The sequence below is a fragment of the Caldisphaera lagunensis DSM 15908 genome, assembly GCF_000317795.1.
GTDB lineage: Archaea > Thermoproteota > Thermoprotei_A > Sulfolobales > Acidilobaceae > Caldisphaera > Caldisphaera lagunensis.
In genome coordinates, this window is the sequence record NC_019791.1 from 1,024,202 (window position 1) to 1,048,796 (window position 24,595).

31 protein-coding genes and 1 rRNA gene are annotated in these 24,595 nt (G+C 31.0%); 13 read left to right on the top strand and 19 right to left on the bottom strand.

Annotated features, from left to right (window positions below):
- Positions 1-825 carry a triphosphoribosyl-dephospho-CoA synthase gene (locus CALAG_RS04910; RefSeq protein ID WP_015232629.1) on the top strand — a complete coding sequence of 275 codons (825 nt, stop codon included), beginning with the start codon at positions 1-3 and terminating at the stop codon, positions 823-825.
- On the opposite strand, the gene CALAG_RS04915 is transcribed toward CALAG_RS04910, so the two are convergent.
- Genes CALAG_RS04915 through CALAG_RS04925 form a run of 3 tightly spaced genes read right to left on the bottom strand, consistent with a single transcriptional unit; the run spans position 794 to position 2,287 of the window.
- Positions 794-1,207 carry a hypothetical protein gene (locus tag CALAG_RS04915; protein WP_157463202.1) on the bottom strand — a complete coding sequence of 138 codons (414 nt, stop codon included), beginning with the start codon at positions 1,205-1,207 and terminating at the stop codon, positions 794-796. The two genes, CALAG_RS04910 and CALAG_RS04915, sit on opposite strands and share 32 nt — an antisense overlap.
- Entirely contained in the window at positions 1,186-2,013 is an 828-nt protein-coding gene (locus CALAG_RS04920) for a lipoate--protein ligase family protein (RefSeq protein WP_015232631.1), read from the bottom strand. The genes CALAG_RS04915 and CALAG_RS04920 overlap by 22 nt, the downstream gene beginning before the upstream one ends.
- 1 nt (position 2,014) lies before the next feature.
- Positions 2,015-2,287, bottom strand: a complete 273-nt coding sequence (locus CALAG_RS04925; protein ID WP_015232632.1) for a lipoate protein ligase C-terminal domain-containing protein — start codon at positions 2,285-2,287, stop codon at positions 2,015-2,017.
- A 93-nt stretch (positions 2,288-2,380) separates the two neighbouring features.
- On the opposite strand from CALAG_RS04925, the gene rrf reads away from it, so the two are divergent.
- Positions 2,381-2,500 (top strand): 5S ribosomal RNA (gene rrf / locus CALAG_RS04930).
- 33 nt (positions 2,501-2,533) lie between these two features.
- Positions 2,534-2,845 carry an MGMT family protein gene (locus CALAG_RS04935; protein ID WP_015232633.1) on the top strand — a complete coding sequence of 104 codons (312 nt, stop codon included), beginning with the start codon at positions 2,534-2,536 and terminating at the stop codon, positions 2,843-2,845.
- Here CALAG_RS04935 and CALAG_RS04940 read toward each other — a convergent pair.
- Together CALAG_RS04940 and CALAG_RS04945 are read right to left on the bottom strand one after the other, a co-directional pair.
- The gene (locus CALAG_RS04940; protein WP_048816768.1) at positions 2,842-3,072 is read right to left on the bottom strand and encodes a sulfurtransferase TusA family protein; all 231 of its coding nucleotides are present in this window, start codon (positions 3,070-3,072) and stop codon (positions 2,842-2,844) included. The genes CALAG_RS04935 and CALAG_RS04940 overlap by 4 nt on opposite strands.
- Before the next feature lie 357 nt (positions 3,073-3,429).
- Positions 3,430-3,774 carry a hypothetical protein gene (locus tag CALAG_RS04945; protein ID WP_048816769.1) on the bottom strand — a complete coding sequence of 115 codons (345 nt, stop codon included), beginning with the start codon at positions 3,772-3,774 and terminating at the stop codon, positions 3,430-3,432.
- Between the two features lie 78 nt (positions 3,775-3,852).
- Between CALAG_RS04945 and CALAG_RS04950 the strand changes: the two genes are divergently transcribed.
- Positions 3,853-4,917, top strand: a complete 1,065-nt coding sequence (locus tag CALAG_RS04950) for an FAD-dependent oxidoreductase (protein WP_245529221.1) — start codon at positions 3,853-3,855, stop codon at positions 4,915-4,917.
- Here the strand turns inward: CALAG_RS04950 and CALAG_RS04955 are convergent.
- From CALAG_RS04955 to CALAG_RS04975, 5 genes are all read right to left on the bottom strand, one after another.
- Entirely contained in the window at positions 4,914-5,672 is a 759-nt protein-coding gene (locus CALAG_RS04955) for an SDR family oxidoreductase (protein ID WP_015232637.1), read from the bottom strand. The two genes, CALAG_RS04950 and CALAG_RS04955, sit on opposite strands and share 4 nt — an antisense overlap.
- Before the next feature lie 43 nt (positions 5,673-5,715).
- Positions 5,716-6,351, bottom strand: a complete 636-nt coding sequence (locus tag CALAG_RS04960; protein ID WP_015232638.1) for a superoxide dismutase — start codon at positions 6,349-6,351, stop codon at positions 5,716-5,718.
- Positions 6,352-6,428: 77 nt separating this feature from the next.
- Entirely contained in the window at positions 6,429-7,181 is a 753-nt protein-coding gene (locus tag CALAG_RS04965) for an ABC transporter ATP-binding protein (protein WP_015232639.1), read from the bottom strand.
- Positions 7,181-8,167: a FecCD family ABC transporter permease gene (locus tag CALAG_RS04970; protein ID WP_015232640.1), complete on the bottom strand. Its 987-nt coding sequence runs from the start codon at positions 8,165-8,167 to the stop codon at positions 7,181-7,183. Before CALAG_RS04970 ends, CALAG_RS04965 begins: the two co-directional genes overlap by 1 nt.
- Before the next feature lie 10 nt (positions 8,168-8,177).
- Positions 8,178-9,410 carry an ABC transporter substrate-binding protein gene (locus CALAG_RS04975; protein WP_015232641.1) on the bottom strand — a complete coding sequence of 411 codons (1,233 nt, stop codon included), beginning with the start codon at positions 9,408-9,410 and terminating at the stop codon, positions 8,178-8,180.
- 79 nt (positions 9,411-9,489) lie between these two features.
- Here CALAG_RS04975 and CALAG_RS04980 point away from each other — a divergent pair, with 79 nt between their 5' ends.
- Genes CALAG_RS04980 through pyrC form a run of 6 tightly spaced genes read left to right on the top strand, consistent with a single transcriptional unit; the run spans position 9,490 to position 14,312 of the window.
- The gene (locus tag CALAG_RS04980; RefSeq protein ID WP_015232642.1) at positions 9,490-10,350 is read left to right on the top strand and encodes an eIF2B alpha/beta/delta subunit family protein; all 861 of its coding nucleotides are present in this window, start codon (positions 9,490-9,492) and stop codon (positions 10,348-10,350) included.
- A gap of 41 nt (positions 10,351-10,391) precedes the next feature.
- Positions 10,392-11,063 (top strand): orotidine-5'-phosphate decarboxylase, encoded by a 672-nt coding sequence (pyrF, locus tag CALAG_RS04985; protein WP_015232643.1) that lies wholly within the window; start codon positions 10,392-10,394, stop codon positions 11,061-11,063.
- Positions 11,051-11,653 carry an orotate phosphoribosyltransferase gene (pyrE, locus tag CALAG_RS04990; RefSeq protein ID WP_015232644.1) on the top strand — a complete coding sequence of 201 codons (603 nt, stop codon included), beginning with the start codon at positions 11,051-11,053 and terminating at the stop codon, positions 11,651-11,653. Before pyrF ends, pyrE begins: the two co-directional genes overlap by 13 nt.
- 15 nt (positions 11,654-11,668) lie before the next feature.
- Complete coding sequence (gene pyrB / locus CALAG_RS04995) at positions 11,669-12,598, top strand: aspartate carbamoyltransferase (protein ID WP_015232645.1); 930 nt, start codon at positions 11,669-11,671, stop codon at positions 12,596-12,598.
- A complete protein-coding gene (gene pyrI / locus CALAG_RS05000; protein WP_048816771.1) occupies positions 12,595-13,092 on the top strand; it encodes an aspartate carbamoyltransferase regulatory subunit in 498 nt (165 codons plus the stop codon). Before pyrB ends, pyrI begins: the two co-directional genes overlap by 4 nt.
- Positions 13,089-14,312: a dihydroorotase gene (gene pyrC / locus CALAG_RS05005; RefSeq protein ID WP_015232647.1), complete on the top strand. Its 1,224-nt coding sequence runs from the start codon at positions 13,089-13,091 to the stop codon at positions 14,310-14,312. Before pyrI ends, pyrC begins: the two co-directional genes overlap by 4 nt.
- Here pyrC and pgsA read toward each other — a convergent pair.
- From pgsA to CALAG_RS05040, 7 genes are all read right to left on the bottom strand, one after another.
- The gene (pgsA, locus tag CALAG_RS05010; RefSeq protein ID WP_015232648.1) at positions 14,309-14,890 is read right to left on the bottom strand and encodes an archaetidylinositol phosphate synthase; all 582 of its coding nucleotides are present in this window, start codon (positions 14,888-14,890) and stop codon (positions 14,309-14,311) included. The genes pyrC and pgsA overlap by 4 nt on opposite strands.
- 21 nt (positions 14,891-14,911) lie before the next feature.
- Positions 14,912-15,661 (bottom strand): SDR family NAD(P)-dependent oxidoreductase, encoded by a 750-nt coding sequence (locus tag CALAG_RS05015; RefSeq protein ID WP_015232649.1) that lies wholly within the window; start codon positions 15,659-15,661, stop codon positions 14,912-14,914.
- Positions 15,662-15,694: 33 nt separating this feature from the next.
- A complete protein-coding gene (locus CALAG_RS05020) occupies positions 15,695-16,642 on the bottom strand; it encodes an alcohol dehydrogenase catalytic domain-containing protein (RefSeq protein ID WP_157463278.1) in 948 nt (315 codons plus the stop codon).
- 165 nt (positions 16,643-16,807) lie between these two features.
- Complete coding sequence (locus CALAG_RS05025; RefSeq protein WP_015232651.1) at positions 16,808-17,638, bottom strand: sulfite exporter TauE/SafE family protein; 831 nt, start codon at positions 17,636-17,638, stop codon at positions 16,808-16,810.
- Positions 17,639-17,749: 111 nt separating this feature from the next.
- Positions 17,750-18,901 (bottom strand): inositol-3-phosphate synthase, encoded by a 1,152-nt coding sequence (locus tag CALAG_RS05030; RefSeq protein ID WP_015232652.1) that lies wholly within the window; start codon positions 18,899-18,901, stop codon positions 17,750-17,752.
- Between the two features lie 109 nt (positions 18,902-19,010).
- Positions 19,011-19,283 carry a U6 snRNA-associated Sm-like protein LSm6 gene (locus CALAG_RS05035; protein WP_015232653.1) on the bottom strand — a complete coding sequence of 91 codons (273 nt, stop codon included), beginning with the start codon at positions 19,281-19,283 and terminating at the stop codon, positions 19,011-19,013.
- A gap of 56 nt (positions 19,284-19,339) precedes the next feature.
- Entirely contained in the window at positions 19,340-20,107 is a 768-nt protein-coding gene (locus CALAG_RS05040; protein WP_015232654.1) for a DUF2208 domain-containing protein, read from the bottom strand.
- 110 nt (positions 20,108-20,217) lie between these two features.
- Between CALAG_RS05040 and CALAG_RS05045 the strand changes: the two genes are divergently transcribed.
- Positions 20,218-21,318, top strand: a complete 1,101-nt coding sequence (locus tag CALAG_RS05045; RefSeq protein ID WP_015232655.1) for an amidohydrolase family protein — start codon at positions 20,218-20,220, stop codon at positions 21,316-21,318.
- On the opposite strand, the gene CALAG_RS05050 is transcribed toward CALAG_RS05045, so the two are convergent.
- Entirely contained in the window at positions 21,315-21,656 is a 342-nt protein-coding gene (locus CALAG_RS05050) for an SCP2 sterol-binding domain-containing protein (RefSeq protein WP_015232656.1), read from the bottom strand. The genes CALAG_RS05045 and CALAG_RS05050 overlap by 4 nt on opposite strands.
- Before the next feature lie 194 nt (positions 21,657-21,850).
- Here CALAG_RS05050 and CALAG_RS05055 point away from each other — a divergent pair, with 194 nt between their 5' ends.
- Both CALAG_RS05055 and CALAG_RS05060 read left to right on the top strand, forming a co-directional pair.
- The gene (locus tag CALAG_RS05055; protein ID WP_015232657.1) at positions 21,851-23,041 is read left to right on the top strand and encodes a thiolase domain-containing protein; all 1,191 of its coding nucleotides are present in this window, start codon (positions 21,851-21,853) and stop codon (positions 23,039-23,041) included.
- A gap of 10 nt (positions 23,042-23,051) precedes the next feature.
- Positions 23,052-23,591 carry a Zn-ribbon domain-containing OB-fold protein gene (locus CALAG_RS05060; RefSeq protein WP_015232658.1) on the top strand — a complete coding sequence of 180 codons (540 nt, stop codon included), beginning with the start codon at positions 23,052-23,054 and terminating at the stop codon, positions 23,589-23,591.
- Here CALAG_RS05060 and CALAG_RS05065 read toward each other — a convergent pair.
- The gene (locus CALAG_RS05065) at positions 23,570-24,532 is read right to left on the bottom strand and encodes a carbohydrate kinase family protein (RefSeq protein WP_015232659.1); all 963 of its coding nucleotides are present in this window, start codon (positions 24,530-24,532) and stop codon (positions 23,570-23,572) included. The two genes, CALAG_RS05060 and CALAG_RS05065, sit on opposite strands and share 22 nt — an antisense overlap.
- Between the last annotated feature and the right edge of the window lie 63 nt (positions 24,533-24,595).

Genomic DNA, 24,595 nt, shown 5'->3' on the forward strand with positions numbered 1-24,595 from the left:
ATGCAGTGCGATTTGATACCAATTTTATCTATGGGCTTATATGTTGAGCCAAGTCTATATCCAAAACCTGGAGGCATTACTCCCTTTAATCATGATGACAAGAATTACTTTGACTTTTTAATTCATGCATCTATATCTTCAAAGATTATGCATGATGCATGCATAAATGAGGAAAATTCATTATTAAATGCCCTTATAGAATATAAAGAGTATTTAATAAATTATGGTATTAAGAAAAACGTAGCATTTGGAGAATTTCTACTCCATATCCCTTTAGCAATATCCCTTAAAAATTCAACTAATATTATGGAATTAACGCGAAATGCTTCAAATATTATAAAAAATTCTGGAGAGAAAGAAGGAAAAATTTATTACGATATATTAAGAATCCTTACCCCATCATACCTAGGAAAATACATTGGAATAATGCCTGATATATTTACTTCTTATCCAAAAAGCCTTTATGAAGTATTAAAGGCATACAGTTGGGATTTAGTAAATAATGAGCTAATAAATAATTATAGCATTTCTTTAAACGCTTTAAATTACATAAAGAAATTTAAAAACGTAAAGGAAGGATTCCTTAGAGGCCTATTGTTTATTATTTCAAACTATGGTGATACCTTAACTGCTAAGAGAAATGGATTTTATTTTTATAAGAAAATGATGATGGATGCAAAAGTTGCTTTAAGAATTGCTGATAAATACGGAATAGATTTTTCTATTAATTATTTAAAATCCTTATGGAATAATGCAAGTCCAGGTTCTGCATTAGATGTTCTTTCTACATCAATTAGCCTTTACTTTCTTGATTCTTATATTTAGATAGTAAAAGATATTCATGAATTTCACCATTTAGCTTTATTATTAAAATTGGATATTTTCTTAAAGAATCTGCTGAAATATATATAGAATAAAGTGATGCAACCAATATTGCAAAAAGGGCTAGTGAAAAAGCAAATTGTATTCCTGGTTTTAATCCATAAAGTTTCCATGGAGGTAAATAATATATTATTGAAAAAGAAATTAATGAAAAGAAAATTAATGAAAAAATGGCTCTAATGAAATTTATTCTTTTCTTAGTTATATACAATTCTGCGTTTTCATATTCAATGCTTTTACCATTGGACAAATAAACTATAACTTTATTTTGTTGCTTTACATAAGATGTTACGCTTCCTTCTATCAATTTGATATCACTTGGCAAAGTTCCTTTATCTGTTCTTCTAATTTTTGAAAGACAGAATGGCTCTCCCTATTATAGTTCCACTCATATTTAGTATATTTCTCCTCATATATCAGGCTAGCAATTTCAATTTCCTTTTTAGTTGGTATTGAATAATAAACATCGTCATAATTCAAAAGTTGTTTATATGAATTTACGAAAGAATTAATAATATCATCGATTTTAATTTTGTTATTAATATCAAATAAATTAGTTACTCTATATTTAACACTGCTTACTCCTTTATCTATTAATTTTTTCTGAGAAATTTTTAAGACTGACGAAAGCTTTTCCATGTCTGTATTTAGAAGCATTGCTCCATGGAAAAATAACGTATTCCAAGAAGTGCTTGCGGCTGTTCCACTTACCTTCCTATTATTTACTACTATATCATTAATATTTTCAAGTCTAGCATCAAAACCTAATGAATTTAAAGCATTTATTGGTCCTTTAATAAGAACGGAAAATATATAATCAACAGGACTCATATTTTTTGCTTTATCATAAGATACTGCAATAGAATAATTTAAATTTCCTAAATCATGATATACAGCCCCACCTCCAGTAGGCCTTCTTATTAGCTGAGCATCTATCTTTTTTAAATAATCTAGATTTACTTCTTCCTCCGCCTTTTGAAAATAGCCAATTATTACAGCATTTTTATTTCTGAAAAACCTTAAGGTATCATCTATAATATTGCAACCCCTTGCCCTAGCTAACGCCTCCTCAAATGCTATATTATAATATCCATCGTGAGGAGTTTCAAACATTAAGACTCTTAATTTCATTTTATTCACCCCTTAGAGAACAAATAATTACTTCAACAAAATCATCAATTGATGACCCCATCAGTTTTGCATTAGATAAATATTTTTTTACCATTTCTCTTATATTTTTTTCATCAACATCTATTCCTATTAATCCTTTTTCCATCTCCCATATTACATCCTCAGGAAAAACCATAAAATCACCTGTTATAGAGATACTCTTTATTTTTCCTTTATCTTGTTGAGAAGAAACCCTAATTAGTCCTTTTTTAGCCTTTAATTCACAAATGCCCATCTATCCCCTCCCCCAATTTTTATTTTTATTTTTAGTTTATAACTTTAAAATAGTAAAGCTTATATTTGTATACTAAAAACTTAGATTATTGCCTGGCCCGGCCATAGCTGCCGGGTAACACCCGGACTCGTATCGAACCCGGAAGTTAAGCCGGCCGCGTTGAAGTTGCCAGTGAGTTCCGAAAGGGCTCGCAGGCACTTCAAGCTGGGGCCGGGCGTTTCGTTTTTAACAGGAAGTAGTGAGAAAATGGATGAAGAAATTCTATATGATGTTTTGGAATTTATACCGATGGGTTATGTGACCACATATAAAGCTTTAGGAAAATTTTTAGGTATAAATCAAAGAAAGGTTGCCTATTTACTAAAAAACAATAAAAATCCAATAATAGTTCCATGCCATAGAGTAGTAATGAGTAATGGAGAATTAGGAGGATATACTCCTTATGGAAAGAATTTTAAAAAATCTCTACTTGAGTCAGAAGGAGTTAAAATTGTTAATGGAAAAGTAGACAAAAAATGCATTATAGAGGATTTAAGCTTATTGGAGAAATTTTATTAGTTTTTCTTCTTAAATACAAACTTTATATCCTTTTGATTTAGTTTATCTACCTTCATTTCAATCGATGAAACTTTAGCAAATTCATATGCTATCATAGTAGCGCATCTCCATGAATCCATTATTACCTCAATAGTTTCTCCTGGATTTAGTTTGCTTAATAGTCTTGTTACCAATATATATCCTTCAGGACATTCTTTTCCTCTATAATCGTACTGCTGATTACTCATTCTAATCACAATTTCTATTTATAGAGAGCATGTTTTTAAATTATAATATATAGTCTACAAATGACTTTAAGACACGCTAGAGATCATGGAGAAGTGCTTTATTATTTCAATTGATACTAATGATGAAGTTCACAAACATACTTCTTAACAATTAAGAGAAAATTAAATAGAAGAGTAGGCATATCAAAGATCTAAACCAGTAAATAGGATCTAGCAAAGTCAGACACTCTCTAACTGTTCGTCTGCTCAAATGAGATATATAATCAGAATCTTAATGGAAACAAGAAATGTTCTAAAGTGGACCCTTTACTGTTAAGAGCATGTCAGATGTACTAGCATAACATTTGATAGATGAAATCATGAGGGAAACATTATATTATCTATTATGTATTCAACTAATCTTAAATTTTCATCACTTCTTACTAATCTAGGTATATTTGTTAATAAATCCCCTTTAATAATTTCCCTACATTCTGAAAAATTAAAGTATGTATTATCCATCTCTACAAAAAAGCCTGATCCTCTTTGTGTATAAAACATATAATATACATTGCTCATATCTTGTGAAACGCCTGTTAAAAGAACATTTGGCATCAACACTCTAAAATTTTTCAAATAATCTTTAACTTCATTAGGAAGTCCTTCCCTACAAATAAGCCACCTTGACTTGCAATCCTCGCTTTTCTTTTCTTGACAAGACATTTTTCCCACATATTATATTTTCTTATCTTACCAATTTATTAATCTCTACCTATATTTTTTATGCTGGTGATATTAGAAGTGAAATTTTTAAGGTGCAAGCCGGATCAGGTCCCAACTGGAGTTGGTAAGAAAGTAGCAATTATTGGGGCTGGGACAGCGGGGCTTGGAGCAGCAGGACTTTTAAGATGCAAAGGTTATCAAGTAACAGTATATGATATGTTACCAGAACCAGGGGGCATGTTAATATTTGGCATTCATGTATATAGAATTCCAAAACCCCCAGTTAGGGAAGGGGTTAAAGAATTAATGGATGCTGGAGTAGAGTTTGTATTAAATACAAAAATAAATGCAAATGTAAGCTATGGAATAATGGATAAGATAATAAGTCCTAAACAATCAGTAGATTTGGAAGATATAATAAAGGAACATGATGCAACCCTAATTGCAACAGGTACATGGGAAAGCAATAAAATGAAAGTAAAAGGAGAAGATTTACCATGGGTATTCCCATCAATGGAATTTATTGTAGCAACACATCTAGCTAAATTTGGTTATAGACCTTGGGATATCGTGCCAAATTTATCTGGAAGATTATTAGTTATTGGAGGAGGATATACTGCTGAGGATGCTGCTTACATACCAATGACATATGATGAATTCAAAAACAAAATGAAAAAAGTTGTATTATCTTATAGAAGGAGCAAAAAAGAGGCACCAATGGGAGTAATGGAAATGAATAATCTAGAGGCAGCTGGTATAGAAATATGGGAATTAACTGTTCCAACAGAATTTAGGGAAGAAAATGGAAAAAGAATAGTAAAAATAATAAGGAACCAATTGGTTCACGCTCCCGGAGAAAAAAGACCTAAACCAGTTCCAATACCTGGAAGCGAATTTGAAACTGAATTCGATTTCGCATCTAAAGCAGTTGGAGAGAGACCAACTGCACCTCTTACAAACAACTGTTGTGGTATAACATTAACTGACTGGGGAACAATAGTTACTGATAAGAATTTAATGACAACAAGAAAGGGAGTATTTGCTGCAGGAGACGTTGTTCACGGCCCAAGCCAACTAGGACCTGCATTAAAAAGTGGAATGGATGCGGCAAACGCAATAATAAAATATTTGTCTAGTATTTAAAAAACACTATTTAGTAAACCCCCATCAAATGGAATTGATGCCCCGCTTATATATGTGTTTTTTGCTATCAAAAAATTAACTAATTCACCAATTTCTTCTGGTTTTGCCATTCTTTTTAATGGTATTCCCTTCTCTATTTCTTTTTTAATGTCTTCGCTGCTCTTCCCTTCACTTTTTGCCCTAGAATTTACTACCTCTTCAACTCTTTCAGTTTCTATCCAACCTGGCATTATCATATTAACCTTTATGCCATATTTACCCAATTCCTTAGAAAGACTTCTTGTTAGGCCCGCTAAAGAAATCCTTACGACATTGCTTAATATCAAATTTTCTTGAGGTTCTTTTATTGCAAAACTGCTTAAATAAACGTAAGATCCTTTACTTTCCTTTATATATGGCAAAGAGAATTTTGTTACCCAGACTGCGCTTAAAAGTAATGATTTAACTGCATCATCCCACATCTCAATAGGTGTGCTTTCAAAATTACCTGGTTTTGGAGGGGGTGCCACATAAACAACTGCATCTAATCCTTTAAGTATATTTACTGATTTATCTATTAAGTTTCTAACGTCATTTATATTTCTTAAATCTGATATTATTCCATAAACCTTTCCATAATTTTTTAAGTTATTTAAGGCATTTGCTAAATTTTCTCCATTATGGCCTGAAATAACAACTTCATTACCATTTTCCAATAAAACCTTAGAAATGCCGTAACCTATACCTTTAGTTGATGCCGTAACAATAACCCTCAACGTTTACACCAAGAAAAAAGTAAAATGGAAATATTTTAATTTTTTACAAAATGAGCTTTGGTAAAGTTAAAGCTTTTTGATATCTCTTTTCAACATCGTCCCAGTTTACTACATCCCACCATTTATCTACATAGCTACCTCTATCATTTTTATATTGTAAATAATATGCATGCTCAAACACATCACATGCAAGTAATGGAACTAAATTCATTGTTATAACAGCGTTGTGTTTTTCTACTTGCGTTATCTTTAAATCCCCTGTAACAGGGTCTAACGCTAGAATTGCCCATCCAACTCCTTCTACTAATTTAGCAGCATCTCCAAATACTTTTTTAAATTTATCAAAAGACCCAAAGTTCTTATTTATAGCATCTGCAATTGTTCCTCCTGGTGTTCCTCCTCCTTTACCTGTAGGAGCCATATTTAGCCAATACAATGTGTGAAGTAAATGACCTCCATAGTTAAATTCAAAGTCTCTTGATACTGCTCTAATATCTATGCTTTGTTCTTGGCCATTAAGATATTTTTCTAACTTTTCCATAGCTGCATTAGCCCCATTTACATAGGCTAGATGATGTTTATCATGGTGATATGTTAATATATCTCTGCTTAAAACAGGCTCCAATGCATCATACGAATAAGGCAATGGAGGAAGTTCATACCTCTTATATGATACCATACTAATTCGCCTCAATTATTATATTATCCATCTGGATTTTAAATCTTAATATAAACTTTTTCTTATTAGAATCTGCTTTAAAAAACACTTGGGAAAAATATTTTTTTATTATCATAAGGTATTTCCAATACATCTATTTTATAAACATCATCAATAATATCCTTTTTTAAAACATCAGAAGGCTTACCATATGACTTTATCTTACCATTTTTCATTAATAAAACCTTGTTTGCTATGTTTGCATAATATATTTCATGCATGGTAAATATAACTGTTATATTCATTTTTAACGCCATCTCTTTAATAAATCTCAATATTTTTGCCTGATTAGTTATATCAAGAAATGCTGTTGGTTCATCCAAAAGAATTATTTTTGGTTCCCTAGCAAAACAGCCAGAAAGCAATACCAATCTTTGTTCTCCGCTACTTAAATTATTAAATGACGTCTTTAAATAATTTTTTTCTAATAATTTAAAATACCAATTTTTAATTTTCTTTATATCATCATTTCCTACAATAAATTTCCTATCCTTACCATATAGCATTGCTAACAATATGTCCTCTACATTTGCGTATTGATCTATATTTGCATTAGCTGGTAAATAAGACAAATATTTTCTTGATTTCTCTGGCGGATTTTTATAAATTAGGACTTCTCCTTTCGTTGGTTTTATTAAGCCAGCTATTATTTTAAGTAAAGTAGTCTTCCCAACTCCATTAGGCCCTAATATAGCTAAAATTTCTCCTTCTTCAAGTTCAAAACTTATGTCTTTTATTATTTCCTTATCCTTAATTGAAAAGGAAACATCTTTTACTATAATGCTTTGCATTATAGCCTCCCCTTATATTTAAGTGTCAAATATATCAAAACTGGGGCACCAAATATACTTGTTATTGCTGTTAATGGTGCCTCACTAGGATATATAACCAACCTAGCTAATATGTCGCTAAATATAGCTAAAAGGCTTCCAGTTAATAAACTCATCAATAATGCCTTCCCAAAATTACTTCCTATAATTAACCTAGCCATCCAAGGAGCCGCTAATCCTATAAATCCTACAGGCCCTGCCATAGCAACCAATGCTGCTGTAGATATTGAAGAAAATAATACTGAAACAATTCTTATATATGAAACCTTAACACCAAGACTTTTTGCAACATCTTCTCCCAACATTAAAGTGTTGATTGCCTTCCAATAATAAAACATAAAAAATAATGAAATTATAACCAAAATAGAACTTTTTTCTAAGGTATTTAACGTAGTAAAAGCAACACTACCAAATAACCAAAATAAAATACTAGGAATCTTTGGGCCTAGTCTAATCATATATATTGTTGTTATCCCATTTAATAAATAAGATAAAGAAATTCCTGCTATAATTATTGTAGTAGAGGAGGATTTAAATATTGTCGAAATTAATAAGATAAAACCTAGGCTAAGTAATGCGCTTAATAAAGCAATTATATATAATTGGTAAAAAGAATAATATCCAAAAAACATTGCAATAGTTACTCCAAATATTGCCCCAGAACTTATCCCTAATAAATATGGATCAGCCAAAGGATTTTTTAATGTGTATTGTAATGTTAATCCTGATGAAGATAATCCTATTCCCAAAATTAATGCAGCTAATGATCTAATTAACCTATATTTTAATATATCAATATATGTAGAAGGCAAATTTTTTCCTAGAATAAAAAAGATAACTTGATATATGCTAACCTTACTATAGGGGCCTATAGACAATGATAATAAAAACGATATGGGAAGCAATAAAATTAAAAAAACTGTTAATATTTTATTGATAGATTTCAAACGCATTCGCCTATTTATTTAATGGAAATGTATTTGGCGAAATATTATTTGGAACAGTGGTTAAATTGAATAAACTTGGATGAGTTATCATCATCAATAACTTTATGCCATAAATTACCATAGGGCCTGGCTCATCTAAATAATCAGAATAATACCCATTTATTGTATAAACCCTATTATATTTTATTGCTGAAATGTTTTGATATGCATTCCCAATAGAGCTTTGTAACCAACTAATAAGGGTTGTCTCATTTATTAATCCTCCATTACTATCTATTATTATAATACTAGGATTAGCTTGTAATAATTCTTCTGGACTTATTATAGGCCATCCAGATATATTAGAGAAAACATTGTTGTTTCCTGATAAGATGAACATATCATTTTGAAACGTATTACCTCCTGCTACATAAGTTGGATTTATCCATAGCAAATATGAAACATTTTGGGGAGATATATTATTAATCAAATATCTAAAATATGATATATTTGCAGACATGGATTCTACTAAATTAACAGCATTTTTTATGTTTCCCGTAGACCTTCCAGCCATTATAATAGCATTGTAAAGATCGCTTAATGAATTATATGAAGGTAGAAGAACTGTTGGTATTCCATAGTTTTTCAATTCTTGGGCAACTGCAGAAAATGACCACTGATACGTCCCTATAACTAAATCGGGTTTTGCTGACAAAATCAATTCTATATTTGGTTCAGAATAAGTGCTACCTATATTAATTATCTTACCCTCATTGTATAACTTCCATAACTCATTTTCATATTGCGGAGGTAAATAATAAAAGCTATCATTATCTACTCCAACTAATTGATTAGTTGCATTTATTGATAAAAGTATCTCAGTAGTAGCGGGATCCAAGGAAACAATTCTTTCAGGATATGATGTTATCGTAACACTTGTATTTGTTGCATCTATTAGAGTAACTGGAAATTGACTTTGTGTTTCTAATGAATTTATTTGTTGTTGAAGACTTAAAATTTGAGTATTAACGCTGGAATTAAAATTATTAATACTATTTTCTAAAGAACCTATTTTATTTGCTAATTCTGATAATTTTTCATTATAAGTAATCTGTGTCTTATTGTTTAAATTTAATATAGTAGAATTAAGGTTGTTTATTTCCTTTTGCATTTCATTGTATAAAGACATCATAGAATAACCTAGAGCCCCTATCCCTATTATTAATATGATTAGCAATGCTATTATTAAGTTTCCTGACTTCACACTTCCACCTCTGGATACCCTATCCAGTTATTACTAATTAATAAATCTTTTCCTATACTAGATATTATAGGCGTTATAAATGGAAAAACTCATAGAAATAGCAAATGAAGTTTCTAGGGAAAGGGTAAGAGGTGCGTCGTGGAGCGCTGAAGCTATGGCAAAAGCTGTATATGAGTTATCAAAAACAAAAGTTGTATCATGCGATGATATTAATGAAATTTCGAAAATAATAGTAGATGCGAATCCAGCCATGGGAAGCTTATATAATTTATCATTAATCTTAAAAAATTCATGCGCAGCTAAGAAGGAACTTTATTTAGCTGCTGAGAAATTTCTAAATTATATTAGTTACTCAAGAGAATTAATAATAAGGCATAGCTATGAATTATTTAAAGAAAAAATAAAGATATTTACCATAAGCAATAGCAGCAATGTTTTAAGCGTCATAAAGGAAAATAAAGATATGATAAAAAAGGTTTTGGTTTCAGAATCACACCCAGGTAGTGAAGGGGCTATATTTGCAACAGAAATTAAGAATTATGGAATTGATGTTGAATTATATCCTGATGCATCAATTAGTAATGCTATAGAGAAATCTAACTTAGTACTTATTGGAGCTGATAACATAACGATTGATGGTTGTCTCTTTAATAAAGTGGGAACAAAAAATGCAAGCATAATAGCTGGTTATTATGGTAAACCAGTTATTGCAGTTTTTGAACCGTTTAAAATAAATCCAGAAATGAAATGCGGCCAAGAGATAGCTATAACAAGATCTTATTTAATTCAAGGTTATGGAGAATTAACTTATAGATTATTTGATTCATTACCAAACAATTTATTAGATGGCATATTAAGTATAAATGGCTTAATGGATCCATCAAGCTCTAATTTAAGTAAATTGCATGAATCATTTATATCATGGTTCAGTAACATTTAAACTTTTAAACTTAAAGTACATAAAGTAAAAAGTGGGTACATTTGACTTTAATTGTAGCGATAGATAGGTCTAATACAACCGATGGAAGAGATGTAATAGAAGTTTTAGAAAAAATATGCAACATGGTAGCTGGAGTTAAATTGGGTATGCCTTTGCTTCTAAAACACGATTTAAATTTGCTATTAAATATAAGAAAAATATGCAACAACAATATAATATTAGATCTAAAGTTGGCAGATATTGGAGATATTATGGTTGAAACTGCTGAATTATTTAAGAATTATGCAGATTCCATTATAGCCCATTCATTTATTGGAAAAAAAGATGGCATAGATAAGTTAAAGAATTTCCTTGACAAAAATAACATGAAATTGATTTTAGTAGGATCAATGAGCCATATGGGATCTGAGGAAATTTATGATAAAGAAATTAATAACATAATAAATATAATAAAAGATGTTAATCCATGGGGTGTAGTTTTACCTGCTACTAGACCTGAGATTATAAGAACATTTAGGAGCAAAATTGGAAATGAAATAAAAATTCTATCACCTGGAATTGGTTACCAGGGAGCAAAGCCTGGAACGGCTTTATGTTATGGGGCAGACTATGAAATAGTAGGTAGATCTATAATGAATGCTCCAGATCCAAAGGAAGCTACAAAAGTTATAATATATGAACAGAAAAGAGGGATGTATGAATGCAAGAGATAGATGTTATATCAAAAATTTTGTATGAAACCGGATCAATAAAAATAGGAAAATTTTTGCTAGCGAGCGGAAAATATAGCTCAATTTATGTAGATATGAGAAAAATGCTTGGTAATGTAGATGGTTTCAAAAGAATAGGTAATTTACTTAGCCAAAAAGTAAATGAAATAAAAAAGGTTGACAATATTGATGTAATTATTGGGGTAGCAACAGGAGGAATACCTTGGGCTTCGGTAACTTCATATCTTATTAATTTACCAATGGCCTATGTAAGACAACAAAAAGGTCATGGATTGAATAACCAAATAGAAGGAGCTGATGTAGTAAATAAACACGGATTGATAATTGATGATGTATCAACAACCGGAGAAAGTTTAATTAATTCAGCTAAAACTGTTAGAGAAAATAAAGGAATTGTAAATTATTCTTTAGTAATAGTAGATAGAGGCCAAGGTAGTATTGAAAATTTAAGAAAAGAAAACATAAATTTACATTACCTATTTACACTAAAGCAAATTTTGGAGAGTTTGCTTAAGCAAAATATCATAAATGATAATACATTTAATAATATAATTAATGAACTTTATGGTTAATTTGGGGGTGATTTTATGGTATGGTCAGGTCATGATGTTGTAAACGTGTTAGATTTTAATAGAGAAGATTTAGAATTACTTTTCTCAAAGGCAGATGATATGAGAAAACAACTAAAAGAAAATCATGTTAGAAAAATTTTAAGTGATAAAATAATAGGATTAGCATTTTTTGAGCCATCAACAAGAACAAGAATGAGCTTTGAAACGGCTGCAAAAAGACTTGGAGCAGAAACAGTAGGTTTTACTGGAGAAGAAGGAACAAGCGTTGCTAAGGGAGAATCATTCGCTGATACGATTAAGATGCTCGATTCGTATGTTGATGCCATTGTCTTAAGACATAAGTATGAAGGAGCTGCATTGTTTGCTGCAGACGTAGCAGAACATCCAATCATTAATGGAGGTGATGGAAGGTCGCATCACCCTACACAGGCGTTTCTTGATTTATATACAACGAGAACTTTATTTGATAGAATTGATGGATTAACATTTGCTTTAGTTGGAGACCTAAAATATTCTAGAACTGTTTCAAGCTTAATCTTTGCTCTTTCTATGTTTAAACCCAAGGAAATTATTTTAATATCACCTCCTCAGCTAGGTCTTAGGGAAGAAATAAAATTATTTGCATTGAATCATGGTTTAAAGCTTAGGGAAGAAAAAGATATCAGTGTTATTTCTGATGCAGATGTAATATATGTAACAAGAATCCAGAAAGAAAGATTTCCAGATCTTCAAGAATATGAAAAGGTTAGAGGAAGCTATAAGATCACCAAAAAATTATTGGAAACATATGCAAAGAAAACTGCAAAAGTATTGCACCCCTTGCCAAGGGTTGATGAATTAAGTCCAGATGTCGATAAAACAAGCTACCAAGGATATTTTACACAGGCAAGTCTAGGAGTCCCATTAAGAATGGCACTTTTATCTTTAGTTCTTGGGGGTGAATGAATTTGAGTATAAAAAAGGATGATAAGTTATTAGTAAGCAAAATTGAAAGCGGAACAGTTATTGACCACATAAATTCTGGTAGGGCATTGGTTGTTTTAAAAATACTTAACATAAAAGGTAATGAAGGTTATAGAATAGCAATTGTTATGAATGTGCCAAGCACAACAATGGGCAAAAAAGATATAGTAAAGCTTGAGGACTATTATCCAAATAGCGAAGATTTAGAAAAAATTAGCCTAATATCCCCTAGCGCAACAATAAATATAATAAAAAACTATGAGGTTGTGAAAAAATACAAAGTTGAGATACCGTCTAAAATAAAAGGCACATTAAAATGCAATAATCCAACATGCATAACAAGAAAATCCAATGAGCCAATAACAAGTAGCTTTACTTTACTAAGCAAAGATAAAATAAAGTTACAATGTGATTATTGTGGATCAATATTAACAGAAGACGATATAATAAAGGAACTTATTGGCGAATCTCAATGATTTCTATTTGTGGTTATTTGTATGATTATAGAGGATTTTTAGGAAATGGTTGTGTTAACATAAATGATCAAGGTACAATTGATTCAATTAGCAAATTGCCAAAGATGGAAAAAGTTTACAAATTTGAAAAATATATTATTGGTCCAGGTTTAGTTGATCTTCACGTACATTTAAGGGGTTTGGATCTATCATATAAAGAAGATGAAGAAACTGGAACCAAATCCGCTCTAAAATCTGGAATCACTTTAGTTGTAGATATGCCAAACACAAAACCTAGACTAGATAATTACTCAGCAATCAAATCAAAGCTTAATAGTTTAAAAGAAAAAAGCTATACGGATTATGGAGTTTATTCAGCGATACCAAAGAATACAAAAGATATGGAAGAGGTTTTAAAACTACCAATTGCAGGATTTAAAATTTATCCTGAAGATATTGGGAATAGAAAAGATATGATAAAAGAGGTTTTAAAATTAAATAGGTTTACAATAGTTCATCCTGAATTGCCTGAGGCGGAAAAAATCCATGATGAAGAAAACCTTTTAAGAGGCATATTAAGAGGTTGCCATCTAGAAGGTGCAGCTGTAGATGTTATTCATAAATTTAATGAAAATGCAAAGGTTCATATAACCCATGCAAGCTGTCCTTCAACAGTTTTAGAAGCAAAAAAATTCGGTTATACTGTAGATACAACACCGCACCATTTATTTTATAACAGCAAAAATCAAGGGTGTTATTATAGGGTAAATCCTCCTTTAAGGGAAGAATATATAAGGGAAAATTTAATGAAATTGTTTATAGATGGTAATATAGATGCCTTGTGCAGCGATCATGCACCCCATTCTAAAAAAGAAAAGGAAAACTTTAAGACATGCCCTTCAGGAATCCCATGGCTTGGAAGTTGGCCTTGGCTTATTTTTAGGCTTGTTAAATATGACCTCATTAAAATATCTAATTTCTTTTATTATATATCATATTCTCCCTCAAAAATTTTGGGCTTAAATAATTATGGTTCTTTAGAAAAAGGAAAAAGAGGAAATATAATAACCATAGATAAAGATAAAGTTTGGAGATTTATAGAAACATATAGTAAAGCACCTTATTATAATCATTTTATGGAAGAAAATTATGGATTTGTTACAAATGCATTCATAGGAGGAGAATTGGTTTTAGATAATGATAACATAATAAAAGGGAAAAATATAATAAATCCTTTTTAATCATTTAATGCCTTTTTTACTCTATAAGACCTTTGATATACAGTTATTGCCCCTAGAATTGCTATTATAACTATTATAATGTTTCCTACTAAATAATATTTTAATAGAGCTAATATTGATGCTACAAATAGAAGAATAAGCCTTTCGCTTCTTTCCAGTAAGCCAATTCCTTCCATTTTTATTCCTAGCAATTCCCCCTTTGATCTAGCATAGCTTACAATCTCTGAAAAACCCAATGCAATTATTGATAAATATGGATTTAGACCTTCAAATATTAAGGCTAAGAAGAAAAGCATGTCTGAAATCCTATCTGTTAATGAATCAAGATAAGCCCCAAATTTCGTCGTTTTATTTGTTGCCCTTGCTATTGCTCCATCTACAACATCCATTAAACCAGATAATACAATCATTATTGGTATTGCTATAAAAAATTTAAAATATGCCAATGTTGGTGCTAATATAGCAAATAAAAATCCTATTGTTGTTGCAGCATTTGGTGTTAAACCTATTTTAGATAAATATTTTCCTACAGTTTTTGGTAATATTTCATTTACATACTTTCTTAGTTTACCTAGCAAAATAATTACCTCATGCGATTATTAAGTATATCTTCCAGCATTTATTCCCAATACTTGTCCTGTTACTCCGCGAGATAATGTTGGATCTGAGAAGAAGTATACTGCTTCCGCTATATCTTCTGGCTTAAGCAATATTTTTAAAGGATGCAATTCAATTATACTTTTTTTCTTGTTTTCATCTTTTAAAAATTCTGCTACCAAATCTGTTTCCACAAAACTTGGGGCAACAGCATTTACTCTGATCCCATATTTTGCTAATTCATTAGATAACCTTTTTGTAAGCCCAATTACTCCAGCTTTTGCAGCAACATAAGGAATTCCCCCATAAACGCTGCCTGTTTGACCTGCTATACTTGATATATTAACTATCGAAGCCCAATCTGCCTTTTTTAATAAGTCTAAAAGATATCTAGTAACTAAGAAAACACCTGTTAGGTCAACTGATATTATTTTGTTCCATTCTTCTAATGTTAATTGCTCAAAAGGGGTATAGCTTATTATACCTGCATTATTAACCAAAGTATTGACATGATCTGTTATCTTTTTAACTTCCTCAGAAAAAGCTTTTACTTCACCTTCATTAGAAACATCTAATTTAAAGCTATATGCTTTTTCTGCTCCCAATTTCTTCAATTCATTTAATGTTTTTTCAGCCTCTTCTTTATTTGCATTATAGGTTATTATAACAAAATATTTCTCTTTAGCAAATCTTTTTGCTATCGCTTTCCCAATACCTCTATCTCCACCAGTTATTATGACGACATTGCTCATTTTTTACTCCCATTAATTGTTAGATAATTGAATTTAAATTCTTAATACTGCTCTCCCTACTATTTTACCATTAATAATATCATTATATGCATTATTAATATCACTTAAGTTATAGGCTTTATAAAAAGGTTTAACCTTACCTTCAGAGATTATTTTTATAGCTTCTTCATATTCTTTTTTAGTATAAGCTGCGGATCCTATAATGCTTATTTCATTCATAACAATAAATGCTGGCCTAATCAAGTTTATTGGTTCCCCTGATATGTTACCTATTAAAATTAATTTTCCTTCCTTTTTTAATGATAACATACTCTCGTTTATTGTTAAGCTTCCTACTATTTCAAATACACCATCTACCTTTCCGAATTTCTTATAGAAATCAAAAGAAGTTACAGGTGTAACATTTAAGTCTTTTAGTTGTTTTGCTTTTTCTTCACTTCTAACATAAGCATAAACTTCATATAAATTTGATAGATATTGAATAGCATGAATACCAACTCCTCCATTAGCACCTGTTACTAAAACCTTTGAGCCTTTATCCAATTTAGCCAAATTATTTGCATGTATTATAGTTGCTACACCGCATGTAGATGCTGCATATTTTTCATAATCTTTATCTGGGAGATCTATGAGATTCCATTTAGGTATTGCTATTGCTTCGCTATATCCTCCCATTTCCTTTTCTCCTATAATTGAATAATCATTACATAAATTTTCTTTTCCCTCGCTTAGCTTTAGACATTCTTTTCCTACCTTAGCAGGAAACACTGCAACAGGTTTCCCATTAAATTCTCCAAAAATCTCATGACCTAAAACTAAGGGTGTTTTTAAGTTCCTAAACCCTCCCTTCCATACAACTAAATCTCTACCACAAACCCCAACAGCCTTTATATTAACTATTACCTCATCTTCTTTTGGCTCCACATTAATTTCTTCTATAGAAAATGGTTTCCTAAATTCTTTTAATACAGCTGCCCTTATCTTCATAATAATCTACCAGATTTTAATTAGTTATCCAAATTTTAATTTTTATCTAGAAAAGAATCAATATAAATTTATTGATTCTGTTTATAAAAATTTTTTATTAATGATGTTTAAAAATGTTCATTGTTAACCGGGGAGTTAACAATTGTCCTTTTAGAAAAATCATAATCCTAAATGAGCAACCTTAAATATCATGTAAATACCAACTAAGACTATTATAGCACCATAAGCCTTCTGTAAGGTTGATTTTGGTGCTTTAACGGCTAGTGAGGTTCCTATATATCCTCCCAATAAACCTCCTACCAAATATAGCAATGATATTTGAACTATGGTATCACCATAATATAAATAAAGAAGTCCACTAGTTAAGCCAAACGCACCAACACTAATAAGAGATGTACCTATTGCTCTAGATATGCATAATGATGATGAAAACATTAATGCTGGAACTATTAAAAACCCTCCTCCTATCCCAAAATAACCACTTACCAAACCAACTAAGAAACCAAACACGCCTACAAAAACTAATGATCTAGATGTTAATTTTTTACATTTTTTAGTTGCTTCATTAATTCTAGGTATTTCTTCATGTGTTCCTGCTTTTGCTGAATTTCTACCAAATCCAACATAAAATCCTAATACTATCATCGCAATTGCAAAATATAACAATAGGCTAGACCCTGGAGTAATATGACCCAGATATGTGCCAATTAATGATCCTACAACACCAACTCCAGCAAATATCCCCCCTGTTTTAACTGCAACATTCCTCTTCCTCAAATGCATATATGAATTTGCGAAAGCGTTTAATCCAACCGCTAAAGCTGTTGTGCCCAATGCTATATGAGCAGCATTAGGCATGCTACTTAATCCAACAAAATAAAGTAATAAAGGAACAGCAAGTATTGAGCCTCCCCCTCCTATTAAGCCAAGAGAAAATCCAACAATAACACCTGAAACTATTGATAAAGCATATTGTATTATAGTTATCATTTATATCACCCTCTACAAATTTTTATCTATTGATAATTAAAAATATAAACTTTTATGTATTTATTATACATATAAAATTTTCACTTAACAAATTAATTAAATAATATAAACTTAAATAATATCAAGGGCTTTTAATTCTTTCATTAACTCATTATATGCAATGATCCTTGATACATTTTTTGTTCCCAAAGGACCGGGTTTTTTCATAAAGAACCTATTTATTGAAGAAACTGTTCCCTTGTACCCCCTATCAATATATGCTTTAGTTATAGGTATTACCGAAGCCATAACTCCTCCTAAATTAGCTTTATCATTAATTCTACCTGTAACGACTATTTCATCTGTAAACCCTCCAAAACTTATGTATTCTATATGCATTGCTATAAACTTCCTATCCCCTAAGGGCTCTAAATAACCTGTAGGTTTAATGTAATGGGGGGCATCATAACCCAATATATCGTTAACTATACTTCCTTTAGTGTTTTCCTTTGATTTATTTCTTTCTGGCTCGGTTAAACTTAAGAAATCCATATTACCTCCAATGTTGAATTGTGCAACAGAATTAACTTTTCTATTCCTTTCAGCCATATGTTCTAGCAAATCTGCAGTAAGAGGTGTTGCTCCTGTTGCTGCATCATCTCCAAATATTAATCCCCCTACCTTTTCATAATATGAAACTACCCCAGGAGAGTTAGCTAATAAAGGTGGGGTTAAATTAATGAATGAAACTCTGTTATGTAATCTGCTATATTCCGCAGCTGCATAAGCATATGCTAAAGAAGCTGTTCCATTACAACTTTTAGCTAATTTTATAAATTCTGATTCATTATTAACTTGTATTTGTTTTTCTGTAGTGATTATATTAACAATAACATCGGGCTTTAACTTATCTAATAAAGAAATAAATTCATTCATTGCTATGTTTGAATCACCAATAATATCATCAAGACCCATTGCATCAATTGGTAGCCCTTGTAAACTCTTACAATGCAATCCTCTCAAAATTTCAATATCTTTTAACGTTTTTGGAACATTTTCATCATTTAATAGCTTGGTTGTTAAAGAATACATATCTAAACCAATTTTTTTATTATCTACATCAAAAACACCAACAATTTGTATATCCTCAGGCCTATAGGATCTAAATAAATTTCCAAAGGGTATACCATAACTTTCTATTTCACCCATTTTCAATCTTTCTATACCAGCTGAAAAGTAAGCAGCTCCTGGTCCAGCCCCTAACAGTACTGTTCTTATTGGCAATCCTAACACCTTATCATCTTACTTATACCTGTATGTTACGAAATATAAAACCTTTCCGTTTTTGAAAGAATATTTTTGTTATTATTCTTTTTTTAAATAGTATTTCTCATTATTTGCCAATAGCTTCTCCTGCAGCGATTTCTGGCGTAAAGCTTATGTATTGGATCATACTTCCCCTTATTAATATCTTTCCAATTTTTGCAACAACTTGTTTTCCATCTTTAACTTCTATAGAGTCTTCTAATATTAGATTCATGGTAGAATCTGTCATTTTTAGTATGCCTACAAATTCGCTACCATCCTTTAGCCTAACATAAACTTGAGCATTTAAAGCATCTCTCAAATATTTCATTGGGCTAATTGTTTTATTTTCTCCAGACATTTTATACACCTTTCCTATTTCTCATGCTTAATTTGTAGAGGAGAATATATTAAAGCTTATGTATTCTGTCCGTCTTGTTGATCAATTTTGCCATATTTTTTAATTATTTCATAAAGCCTCTTTGGGTTTTTTGAATAAAATCTGAGCTTTGTAATAGTTCTTTTTCCTTCTTTTATGATTTCAACAAATCTTCTTTCTTCATTTAAATTCACATTTGTTTCATTAGGTAATGGAAATGCTATACCTTTAGTGGTTACCAGGCCTTTTATTACTATTCCTTTATCTGTAATTGTATATTGAGATGGCACATTAACCATTGGCAACTTCTTTATTCTGCTTACAGCCCACATTGTGTTTAACATGGTTATAGCAAAATAACCTTCGAAATAAATTAAAAATGCTAAAAACAAATCAATTCTATAATCAGTTATGTATAACTTTAAGAAGTTAGCTAAATCTGGTACATACCTAAATAAAACGAAGAAGTATATTAGACCTATAAACATGCCTATTGTTGTGTACATAGTAAAACGCGATTGCTCTTGGAAGTCAACCATTACTTGTTTATCCTTCATCTGTATGCTCCTTGTTTCAGGCTCATGATATAATCTTTTTCCTTGTAATACTTCTTGAGGTTTGATATTCTTACCTAAAGGACTTCCACTTAAATAGCTTTGTAAAAACATGCTTATGATTACAAAAACTATAACTAGTATAAATAGTAAATAATTAACTCCTATTATTGCTGCTAAAATAGAATATATAATTATATATACTTGATTTAACAGTGTTGATTTCCACCTTTGCTCGATGTAAAACGACATTTCTTTCCCCCATGTCTGCTTCTAATCTTATTTAATTATTTATTCCCTTTTTAAATCCAAATCAGAAAGCTTTTAAAAAATATAGATCAATAAAAATTAGGGGTTTAATAATGCAAATTAAGGCAGGTATAGCTTTAATAAATGAAGATTTAGAAATAATAAAAGATGTATGCATTGAAATAAATGATGAAGGTATTATAGAATCTATCGGTAAGGGGAGTACTTGTAATAATTACATTGGAAATGATAATATAATTGCAATACCTCAACCAGCAAATGCTCATGTTCATAGCGCAGATAATAGTTTTCCAGAATATGGCATAGACAAAAATTTGCATGAATTGGTTTCTTACCCAGATGGGTTAAAACATAAATTATTAAACTCATTAAGTTATAATAAATTGGTTTCTGGAATATCTTCGTTTTATAGAACTGCCTATAGCCTAGGCCTTGGATTAGTTGTAGATTTTAGAGAAGGGGGAGGCATTGGGTGCAAAGCATCTAAAGAAGCTTCAAAGGATATTAAGGATATGGATATTATTGTATTGGGAAGACCAGGTAACGATTTTCCAAATAATTGTGACGGTTTAGGCATTTCAAGTCCAATAGATTATGATGAAAATTATGTTATTGAATTATCTAGAAAATTTAAACCGTCTATGACACATATTGCAGAAGATGAAGAAACTAGAAATAATAATGATTTTGAAATTGCTATGAAATCAGATTTTAATGCATTAATTCATGGGTTATATTTGAGAAATGATGATTTTGAAATTTTAAAAAATAAAAATGTATATTTAATTTTCTGTCCATCAAGCAATTTATGGCATGGGAAAAAATTCCCTCCCATTGATTTATCTTTAAAATATAATATAAAATTTGCAATTGGAACTGATAACGCTTCATGGTTTATACCAGATGTATATAGAGAAGCTTATCAACTTTTACTTTATTTGAGATTAAACCAAATTAAGGGGGAAGAAATTGCTAAAGAAATATTAAAATCCCTATATATAAATGGTTATAAGGCAGTTGGTGTTAATCCAAAAATTATAAAGGAAGGTATGCCTTCTCATTTCCTATTAATTGATGGATATTCATCTAGCATAATAAATTCACTAAACTTATATAATTCTATAGTTAAAAGAGTTCAAAAAGGATTCATAACATACAGAGTTGATAAAAATAACTTGATTAAATTAAATTAATCTTTTCCCAAACCTGCATCTATAACTCTTTTTAAATTAACTGTATCCAAAACATTTCCAGTTATTTTTAATTGTCTTGTCATAAATGCCTTCATTGAATCCAATTCTCCAGTTATTATTTTCTTCATTACGTCAGGTTTAGCAGTTAGTGTAGCTATTGGATTAGGATGTCTACCACTTGCTATATTTATTTTACCATTTGATATTTCAACGTAAAATTCCCCCTCTCCTTCTACTACAAATTGATAAGCTTTGTTCCATGATTTTATTTCAGGTACCTTATCTTTTGCTTTTTCATATATTCTTTCAAGACTTACTCTCATTTCATCTAGAGACATTCCCCCACCCAATTTTTATACATGCATAAGACATAATTATTGTTATATCTTTAACATATTAATAAAAATTTATTTAATACATTTATATAGCCTTTTTATTAAAGGTTAAAAGTTTCTTATATAAGATTATAATTAATTCATCAATAAGAAGAATTTATACTCTTTCTTGCATCTTTAATACAGAGGTGTATAAAGTGGGAAGAAAAGTTGCTATTGTAGGAATTGGACATTCTAAATTTGGAGTTAGAAATGATGTAAATATCGCAGAACTTGCTTGGGAATCAATAAAACAGGCCTTTGAAAGTTCCAATTTAGAGCCAAAGGATATACAATACATATCAGTATCAAACGTAGGTGGTTGGAGCGGAGAGCCTTTACCTGCGGTAGTAGTTTCTGAATATGCAGGTTTAACCGGAAAGCCTTTACATAGAGTAGAGGCAGCCTGTGCAAGTGGAAGTTCTGCAGTTTTTAATGCCTATAATGCTGTTTCATCTGGACAAGCAGACATTGCAATGGCTATTGGAGTAGAAAAAATGAACGAAAGTCCCACACCTACAGTAGTTGAATTTATCGGTAGAGCTGGAAATTATTTCTGGGAATTTGAGAACTTTGGTTTAACATTCCCTGGATATTACGCATTATATGCAACAGCATATATGTCGAAATATGGAGCTAGTGAAGAGGATTTATGCCAAGTTGCTATAAAGAATCATTATTATGCTAGTATGAATCCAAAGGCGCAATTCCAAAGAAAAATTGATATGCCAACATGTATGAATAGCAGATACATTGCATGGCCATTAAAGCTCTTTGATTCATCGCCAATAACTGATGGAAGCGCTGCAGTAATTTTGGCAAGCGAAGATGTAGCAAAGAAAATCACTGATTCCCCAGTTTGGATTCATTCTATAGGTGCTGCCTCTGGAAGTGCAAACTTATCTAAAAGGAATGACTTCACCGGTTTAGAGGCTGCTCAATTAGCTGCAAAAATGGCTTATAAAAAAGCAGGATTAGAAACTGAAAATACAGCAAAATATTTTGATGCAGCTGAAGTCCATGATTGTTTTACAATTGCTGAAATAATGGCTTATGAGGACTTAGGATTTGTTAAAAGAGGTGAAGGTTATAAGCTAGCTAAAGAGGGACAGACATACATAGGGGGCCTAATACCTGTTAATCTTAGCGGTGGATTAAAAGCTAAGGGCCATCCTATAGGCGCTACTGGAGAAAGTATGGTTGTTGAATTAACAAAACAGCTATTAAACAAAGCAGATAAAGGAAGACAAGCAACGATAAAAAATGGAAGGGCAATTTCACATAATGTAGGTGGAACTGGGCATTATGCATACGTAACAATTCTAGGCTTGGATAAGCCTAAAGATTAAGGTGATCATTATGCCTAAATCTCAGAAAGAAGAAGCGATTGAATCATTAAAACAATTGGAAGCGTTTGCAAATAATATGAAGTCTAGTATTGGAGTACCAATGATAGTTGATCCAAAAACAAATGTTGCTATTTGGTATGATCAAAGAGAATTAAATCTTAAATTTATGGTAAGCATTGAAAAAACAAGAAAATTCTTCGAATCATTATCTGAAGGAAAGCTATTAGCAACAAAATGCGTAAAGACTGGAGAAATACTGTTTCCTCCTCAAGTAGATTGTCCATCGTCTCCTGGAAGTGAAGTAGAGTGGGTTGAATTACCTAAAGATGGAGAATTAATTACATACACAATTATAACAACAAAGCCCTTCAGCTTTTCTCATTATAATGATTATACCGTAGGTATAGCAAAATTATCTAATGGAGTTCAAGTATTAGCATGGGTTAGGGAAACTGATCCTAAAAAGCTTAGAATAGGAATGAAGGTAAAACTAGAAATAACGAAAAGGGAGCCTGAAGGTTATTTAACTTATGAATTTGTTCCTGTATGAGCTTCATCATTAACTAATTTTTTCTGTTGCTTAAGAAATTCCAATGCCTCTTCTTGAGTCGGTATAGCATTAGCTCCTAGTTTAGTAACTTTTAGAGCAGCTACTGCTTGTGCAAATTCTAATGCATCAACGGTTTTTATCCCTCTAGTTAAACTAAGCAAATATGCTGCTGCAAATGCATCCCCACTACCCGTTGAATCCCTAACTTCCTTAACTCTAAATGCAGGCATATATCCTACAAAATCATTTGTATTAGCATATAATCCTTTGGGTCCCATTTTGACAATAACATTTTCAGGTCCTATTGATTTTAATAATTGACTGCATTTTTCTGGATTATCTATACCTGTTAAGTTTTTACACTCCTGCTCGTTTAACAATATTATATCAACTAACTTTATTAAACCTCTTAGTTCTTTCAATCCTCTAAGGCTCAACCTCCTCCCTGGATCCCAAGAGACTAAGGTATCATTTTCTTTAGCGACTACGGCAGCTCTAATAGAAGTATCTGGTCTCAAACTTGCTATATGTATAATCTTAGACTTTGATATCGTTTCACTATCTATTTCTTTAGGCTCGAGCTTTTCAGCACACCCCTTAAATCCATATATAGAAATATTTCCTTGTTGATCTATTATAACTATTGAAAATCCTGTTTCTCCAAAGCATATCTTTAAACCAGATATATCCACCTTTGATTTCATTAGATCCTCAACTATAGATCTTCCAAATGTGTCTAGGCCAACTTTTGTTATTATAGCTGATGTCCCTCCTAATTTTCTTACATTTAAAGAAACATTAACTGCGGATCCCCCTGGTCCTGTAGATTGTTCTAGTATATCAGCCTCCTCATCAGGTTCTGCAAATTTTTCTACCATAAATCTCATATCCATCAATGCGTGTCCAATTGATGTGATATCAATAGTTTTTGAATCTGACATTTATTTGCACCCTTTCAACAAACTAGTAATATTTAAAACTTAAAAATATAGATTTCAATTATT

What these genes read in the sequence shown, in the direction of transcription:
- CALAG_RS04910 (WP_015232629.1), top strand. Translation starts at nt 1, where the DNA reads ATGCAGTGCGATTTGATACCAATTTTATCTATGGGCTTATATGTTGAG.
- CALAG_RS04920 (WP_015232631.1), bottom strand. Translation starts at nt 2,013, where the DNA reads ATGAAATTAAGAGTCTTAATGTTTGAAACTCCTCACGATGGATATTAT.
- CALAG_RS04925 (WP_015232632.1), bottom strand. Translation starts at nt 2,287, where the DNA reads ATGGGCATTTGTGAATTAAAGGCTAAAAAAGGACTAATTAGGGTTTCT.
- CALAG_RS04935 (WP_015232633.1), top strand. Translation starts at nt 2,534, where the DNA reads ATGGATGAAGAAATTCTATATGATGTTTTGGAATTTATACCGATGGGT.
- CALAG_RS04940 (WP_048816768.1), bottom strand. Translation starts at nt 3,072, where the DNA reads ATGAGTAATCAGCAGTACGATTATAGAGGAAAAGAATGTCCTGAAGGA.
- CALAG_RS04945 (WP_048816769.1), bottom strand. Translation starts at nt 3,774, where the DNA reads ATGTCTTGTCAAGAAAAGAAAAGCGAGGATTGCAAGTCAAGGTGGCTT.
- CALAG_RS04960 (WP_015232638.1), bottom strand. Translation starts at nt 6,351, where the DNA reads ATGGTATCATATAAGAGGTATGAACTTCCTCCATTGCCTTATTCGTAT.
- CALAG_RS04965 (WP_015232639.1), bottom strand. Translation starts at nt 7,181, where the DNA reads ATGCAAAGCATTATAGTAAAAGATGTTTCCTTTTCAATTAAGGATAAG.
- CALAG_RS04980 (WP_015232642.1), top strand. Translation starts at nt 9,490, where the DNA reads ATGGAAAAACTCATAGAAATAGCAAATGAAGTTTCTAGGGAAAGGGTA.
- pyrE (WP_015232644.1), top strand. Translation starts at nt 11,051, where the DNA reads ATGCAAGAGATAGATGTTATATCAAAAATTTTGTATGAAACCGGATCA.
- pyrB (WP_015232645.1), top strand. Translation starts at nt 11,669, where the DNA reads ATGGTATGGTCAGGTCATGATGTTGTAAACGTGTTAGATTTTAATAGA.
- pyrI (WP_048816771.1), top strand. Translation starts at nt 12,595, where the DNA reads ATGAATTTGAGTATAAAAAAGGATGATAAGTTATTAGTAAGCAAAATT.
- pyrC (WP_015232647.1), top strand. Translation starts at nt 13,089, where the DNA reads ATGATTTCTATTTGTGGTTATTTGTATGATTATAGAGGATTTTTAGGA.
- CALAG_RS05015 (WP_015232649.1), bottom strand. Translation starts at nt 15,661, where the DNA reads ATGAGCAATGTCGTCATAATAACTGGTGGAGATAGAGGTATTGGGAAA.
- CALAG_RS05025 (WP_015232651.1), bottom strand. Translation starts at nt 17,638, where the DNA reads ATGATAACTATAATACAATATGCTTTATCAATAGTTTCAGGTGTTATT.
- CALAG_RS05035 (WP_015232653.1), bottom strand. Translation starts at nt 19,283, where the DNA reads ATGTCTGGAGAAAATAAAACAATTAGCCCAATGAAATATTTGAGAGAT.
- CALAG_RS05040 (WP_015232654.1), bottom strand. Translation starts at nt 20,107, where the DNA reads ATGTCGTTTTACATCGAGCAAAGGTGGAAATCAACACTGTTAAATCAA.
- CALAG_RS05045 (WP_015232655.1), top strand. Translation starts at nt 20,218, where the DNA reads ATGCAAATTAAGGCAGGTATAGCTTTAATAAATGAAGATTTAGAAATA.
- CALAG_RS05050 (WP_015232656.1), bottom strand. Translation starts at nt 21,656, where the DNA reads ATGTCTCTAGATGAAATGAGAGTAAGTCTTGAAAGAATATATGAAAAA.
- CALAG_RS05060 (WP_015232658.1), top strand. Translation starts at nt 23,052, where the DNA reads ATGCCTAAATCTCAGAAAGAAGAAGCGATTGAATCATTAAAACAATTG.
- CALAG_RS05065 (WP_015232659.1), bottom strand. Translation starts at nt 24,532, where the DNA reads ATGTCAGATTCAAAAACTATTGATATCACATCAATTGGACACGCATTG.